General features: G+C 79.9%; 1 protein-coding gene. It reads right to left on the reverse strand.

The window, feature by feature from the left end; translation table 11 throughout:
* Positions 1–1111, reverse strand: a 1111-nt coding sequence (locus ABD317_RS37140; RefSeq protein ID WP_344296515.1) for a molybdopterin molybdotransferase MoeA, incomplete at both ends; no start/stop codon positions are given.

Genomic DNA, 1111 nt, shown 5'->3' on the forward strand with positions numbered 1-1111 from the left:
GGCGGTCTCGACGGCGACCGGCACCAGCCGGGTGTCGGTGGGATGCCCCTTCACGTCCGCGGTGAGCACCGCCTCCGGCGGCTCCGGCACGGGCGCGCCGCCGCGCACGCGCACCAGGGGCTCGGCGAGCGTGAGCAGCCCGGAGACCGCCGCCAGCGGGTTGCCGGGCAGCCCGACGACGTGGGCGCCGGTCGGCAGCACGGCGAGCAGCATCGGGTGGCCGGGCCGTACGGCGACGCCGTCGACGAGCAGGTCGGCCCCGAGGCGGCGCAGGGTGCCGTGGACGTGGTCGACGGGGCCGGCGGCGGTGCCGCCGGTGGTCACGACGACGTCCGCGGTGGACGTGGCGATCGCCTCGTACAGCAGCTCCGCGTCGTCGCCGAGGCGCCGGGTGACGAACGGCTCCGCGCCGCACGCCCGCAGCCACGGCTCCAGCATCGGGCCCAGCGCGTCCCGGATCCGGCCGTCCCGGGGCAGCCCGCGGTGCAGCAGCTCGGCGCCGAGCACCAGCACCTCGACGCGGGGACGGCGGACGACGCGCAGCTCGTCGTGGCCGGCGGCGGCGGCGAGCCCGAGGACGGCGGGGGTGACGCGTGCGCCGGCGGGCAGCAGTTCGACGCCGGCGCGGCACTCCTGGCCGCGGGGGCGGATGTCCTGACCGGTACGGACGTCCTGAGCGACGGGCGCGGCGGCGGCTCCGGCGGCCGCGGTTGCCCCGGTCACGGTGGCCAGGAGGGTGCCGTCGTCGCGGAGTTCGGCGTGTTCGGAGCGGAGGACGCCGGTGGCGCCGGGCGGGACGCGGGCACCGGTGGCGATGCGTACGGCGTGGCCGTCGGGCAGCGGGGGGTAGGCGGCGTGGCCGGCGAGGACGCCCTGCCCGGCGGAGTCGAGCCGCCAGGGGCCGGGGCCGGCGACGGCGTAGCCGTCCATGGCGGCGGTGTCGAACGGCGGCAGGTCGACGAGGGCCGCGAGCGGTTCCGCGAGCACCTGCCCGTACGCGGCCGCGGCCGGAACCGCGACGGCGGGCAGCCGCCGCCCGGACCGCACCGCGACGCGGCGGGCGTCGTCCCAGGCCAGCCCGCGAGCACCCCGACCCCCGCGGGCTGGCCTG

It is taken from the genome of Streptomyces synnematoformans (assembly GCF_039531005.1).
Taxonomy (GTDB): Bacteria; Actinomycetota; Actinomycetes; order Streptomycetales; family Streptomycetaceae; genus Streptomyces; species Streptomyces synnematoformans.